Below are 5,182 nucleotides of genomic sequence, written 5' to 3'. Positions count from 1 at the left end.
TAAATGTCATTCCAGAAATCAATCCCGCAGCATCTACTGTTGGTCCTGTTGGAGTGAACACATAGGTCATAGCTGCATCGTAATTTGAAATCGTAGCAAAACCATCTGCAGTACATGTTGGTGCTGTAATTGCTACTGTTGGAACTACTGGAGTTACCAACATTGGTAAATTACTAAACTGAGCCGAAGCAACAGTAGTACAAGTAGCATTGGATGCTGTAACTTCATATAATGTATTTAATGTCATTCCAGAAATCAATCCAGTAGCATCTACTGTTGGTCCTGCTGGAGTAAACACATAATTTAAGGTAGCATCATAGTTAGATATGGTGCTAAATCCATCAGCCGTACACGTTGGCGCTGTACTTGCAATAACAGGAACAGCTGGTGTTGGCAACATTGGATCTATAACAAAAATAGCTGAATTAGCCGAGGTACAACTTCCATTAAAAGCAGCTACTTCATAGTTCGTGCTAAATGTCATTCCAGAAATCAATCCCGCAGCATCTACTGTTGGTCCTGTTGGAGTAAACACATAGGTCATAGCTGCATCGTAATTTGAAATCGTAGCAAAACCATCTGTAGTACACGTTGGTGCTGTAATTGCTACTGTTGGAACTACTGGAGTTACTAACATTGGTAAATTACTAAAAGGCAATGAAGGATTGGAGTCACAAGTGCTATTAGATGCAATAACTGTATAATTATTTCCTAATATCATACCAGTAACTAATCCAGTAGCATCAACTGACGGACCTGATGGTGTAAATATATATGTTGCTGTAGCATCATAGTTTGATATTGTGCTAAATCCATCTGCTAGACAAGTAGCCGGAGTGGACACAATAGTTGGTGTAGGCAGGTTTTGTAAAATTTCGTTTATCACAAATGGAGAAGGGCTAGTAGCACAAGCTACATTATTCAACTGAACTGTATACGAAGTTCCATAAACTGCATTTAATATATTTCCACTAGCATCAATAGTTGGCCCTGGTGGATTAAATACATAATTAAAACTTGGGTTATAATTTGTGACAGTAGCTGAACCATTTGCAACACACGTTGCTGGCGTAACCGAAACTAATGGAGCAGCATAAACCACAACCGAAGCTGTTTGATTTAATGGTCTATCACAACCTAATTCATCATAGCTGTAAGCAACACCGTCCAAGAAAACAGTACCATTGCTTCTATTGATAGTAATTGTATTTGAAGTGGTTCCTTTAATAAAAGTTACATGTTGCAATACATTTAAACCACCAGTATTAAAAAGTAAAGTTGAAGGACCATCGACAATATTGACAGCTCCTGTAGTTGTATTTTTAGCTAAACTCACCGTTATTGGTGTACCAGCAGGTACAATATGAGCTAAAGTTAATGTAACCGTGGTATTCGATGAGTTAATTGTAGTGGAATTAGCTGTTGTTGCTGTTGTACCAGCAGCTAAAATAGGACCAACTGAATTATTTGGACTAACACCCCCAACAGCAGATATTGCATTACCAGTTGTTGGTACAGGAGGCGCTGTCATATAAGTAACATTTACATCTGTTGTAATATTTAATCCAGACAATGATAATGTAGCAGTTCCAACATTGTTTAAAGTAATTGTCTGATTAGCACCACCATTTATGTTATAAGTTACAATTGTATTTGGTGTTCCTGTGAAAGTATATACAGCATTTTCACCTTCACAAATTTGAGTAGGCGCAACTGTAAGATTTGTAAATTCTACACCAGGAATTACATTTAAACATACTTGACGAGAATAGGTACAACCAAAATTATCAGTAACATTGTAAGTGTAACAATGAGTCCCCACAGTTGTTGGAGTTACTGTAATTTGATTTCCACTTACGTTGGTAATTGATGGATCTGGTGACCAGAAAGAATTTGCTATCACAGGAGTGAATTGATAATCCGTAGGTAGTAAAGAACTATCAAAATTTATACTCCAGTTGAAAATATAACCATTATCTACTGCTAAATTATCTGTAATAACTAGGGTCCAATCTCCATTTAATGTACTTCCTAATAAATTAGAAAATGGTTGTACTGGCTGATAATTTCCTGCATTAATTGAAGCAGAGCTTGGAGTACCACAAGCAGAAGTAGCACCATTTACAAGTAATGTAGTAGCTGTAGGTGTAAAACAATAAGTTCTACCTGTTCCTGGACCAGTTGCTGGATCGTCTAAAGGACAACCAAGATAAGTACCTGCACCACCTGGGTATGCTTTTAAAATAATTGATTGTCCAGACGGGCTAACAAGTCGAATTTGTAAATCTCCTAGATAAGAATGCTCCATGTTGATACAAACTGATGTAATTTGATTAACAGAAGTTAAAGTACTTCCTAAAGGAAAACAATCAACAGGAACGGACGTTTGATATGATACTCCACTACCATCAGGCAAGAAAGTTGTTCCACTCACTGGTGGTGCACATTCCCTATAATAGGTTACTGGAGTAGCCGCACCAATTATATTAGTAGATTGACCCAAACATATTTCATTATCAACAACTGTTGTACCAGTGAAGAGTGGTGTAGTAGAAACATAAACTAATTGGTTGATTCGGTTGACACTCCTACATCCTTGAGCATCCATAGCATATAAACTTATTGAATATATACCAGGAGTAGCATACGAATGTGTTACAGTTTGTCCTGTACCTGTATTCCCATCTCCAAAACTCCAATGATAAGTTGCTCCAGTCCCACTAGTACCAAAGGCAGCCGTTCCATTTAATGTAAATGTTTGGTTTTGACATACTCGTATTACGGTATCAGACCCAGCGGGTGGTGTTGAACCTGCAACAGAAGCTGTAATGGATTGACAAGGTGGACCACAAATTATGGAAGCATCCCATCCCGCTGCATTTGTTGCCGAATTAGAAGTAAATACAAATATTAAACATCCATTGCCTGCAGGATTACTAGCTGTATAAGATGGTATAATACCAGAACCTGTATAAGTCCCTACTAATAAGGCAGTTGCTAAATTATCACCATCATAAATTGAAAAAGTATCATCCGCAACATTAAATGAATTGAAAAATACTGTTACTGATTGACCAGCCGGAGGGCATATTTTTTTATATCCTTGAGTTGCTGTTATATTATTTGTGTAATTCCCATTTGGACCTCCATTATCATAAAAGTGATCACCAGCACAATAATTTGGGGGTGGTGCACATGTAATATTTGCAGTCCAACCATCTCGAGTACCTGAACTATCACTTCTAAAGACAAAAGTTAAACAACCACTTGGATGAGTTGACGTAAATGGACCAGGTATTGTTGTACCCCAATATCCACCAGCTAATCCTCCTGGTACATTACCAGCAGGATTGCCACTTGAAATCAATGGAGAACTTGTATTAGGACCATCATAAACATATAATGCATCCCAGGTAGCTTCAGTATTAAACGAAGTAAAAGTAACTGTAACTATATCCCCTGGATTTGTAGGACAAATGACAACTGGAGTTGCAGTATTATTAAAGTTATTTGGATATTGCCCACTAACCCCACCAGGATCAACAAAATTTCCTCCACATTCAGGCGGTGCTACTGTAGTTGTAAAATTTCTAACTGCCGACCATGGACTCACATTATCTGCCTCACAAATAGTTCTTACATAATAACTGTAAGATGTTAAAGGAGATAATCCTGTTACTGTATAAGAATTAGTTAAAATATTATTAACAATTGTTCCTGTACCAGGTGTAAAACCTTGTGGTCCGTATTCTATTTGCCATGGTCCAGCAGGGTTTGGACTCGTCCAAGACAATTGAGCTGTAGTAGAAAATGGTGTTACATTTAAACCTGTTGGCACTAAACACTGTTGATCTACTTTTACATCATCTAAAATCCATCTGTCTCCTAAACCGTTATTCACTTCCATAACGAATGCAAAATATACGTTTTGGCCTGCATACGCGTTCAATAAAATAAAAAACTGTTGAAATGGTAAATTTTGAATTTCTAATTCTGTATATGTAGCCAATGTGGTAGTAAAAGAAGCTCTATTTTGCCCTGTTGTAGATAGCAAAACCTTGTAAACACTTCCTTGTTCACCATTAGAACCTGATCTTGAATAAAATCTTATTTGACCATTTGCTGGCACAGTAACTTGTGGTGTAATTAACCAATCTTGCGCTAGTCCTGGAGAAGTTGCTCCTGCATCTCTATTTACCATTGCAGACCAAGTTCCCTGATGTACCCATCCAAAACCGGAAGCATTAGTTCTTCCCCAGCTTTGTGCTGTTCCAATTCCATTATCTTCTACGACCCAACCTGTTGGAGGGAAACTTGCACCTTCAAAGCCCTCAGGAAACTGAGCGAAAGTGAAAATAGAAAAAAATGTCATTAAAAAAAGTAATATCTTTTTCATTATCAATTATTTATATCTAATTTTTATTAAAATTACAAAAATAAAATGTAATTATCTCATTATCAAACGTTAAAAGCACAAAATCATAATATGATTTTGTGCTTATATTTTTATTTCTTCACAATTAAGAATTCACTTCTTCTGTTTTGTGCATGCTCTTCTTCGGTACATTTGGCACAAGCTACTTTTGGTTCGCTTTCTCCAAATCCTTGTCCAGAAATTCTATCTTTCGATATTCCTTTGCTGATTAAGTATTGAACCGTCGATTTCGCTCTTCTGTCAGATAAGTTCATGTTGAATTTATCGCTTCCTCTATTATCTGTATGTGATTTTGCGAAGATAACCATGTTTGGATATTCGTTCATAACAGCAACCAACTTATTCAACTCTGCTGCTCCTTCTGCCGTAATATTGCTCTTGTTGAACTCAAAGTAAATAGGTTGCAAAATAACTTCTCTTTCTGTGATAATTGGAGTAATTGGATTCAACAATGCTTCTACAACAACTTGTTGATTTTCTGCTTTAGCTACTTCAAACACTCCACTTTCGTATCCTGATTTTGATACTTGTGCATTATAAGCTGTAAAACATAAAACTCCTGTGGTGGTTTCTCCATTTACAGCACTAGTTTGATTTGAAACTGTCTTTTGCTTCTCATCTACTAATATTACGGTAGCCCCTTCAATAACTTTTCCAGTCTTTGCATCTTTTACTCTAACAATCGCTTGTACATTACATACTGGATCTGCTTTGTAGATGTTGTCCACCCCATCTCTATTACTTGAG

At 36.8% G+C, this 5,182-nt stretch carries 2 protein-coding genes; both read right to left on the bottom strand.

The window, feature by feature from the left end:
* The coding region (locus V7P59_RS12580) for a choice-of-anchor J domain-containing protein (RefSeq protein WP_333810504.1) at positions 1-4,396 on the bottom strand (4,396 nt) is incomplete at its 3' end.
* Between the two features lie 110 nt (positions 4,397-4,506).
* Positions 4,507-5,182: OmpA family protein (locus V7P59_RS12575; RefSeq protein WP_333810503.1), on the bottom strand; the 676-nt coding region annotated here is incomplete at its 5' end.

This window comes from Flavobacterium sp., assembly GCF_036782315.1.
Lineage (GTDB): Bacteria > Bacteroidota > Bacteroidia > Flavobacteriales > Flavobacteriaceae > Flavobacterium.
This window is presented reverse-complemented; position numbering and strand designations above follow the sequence as displayed.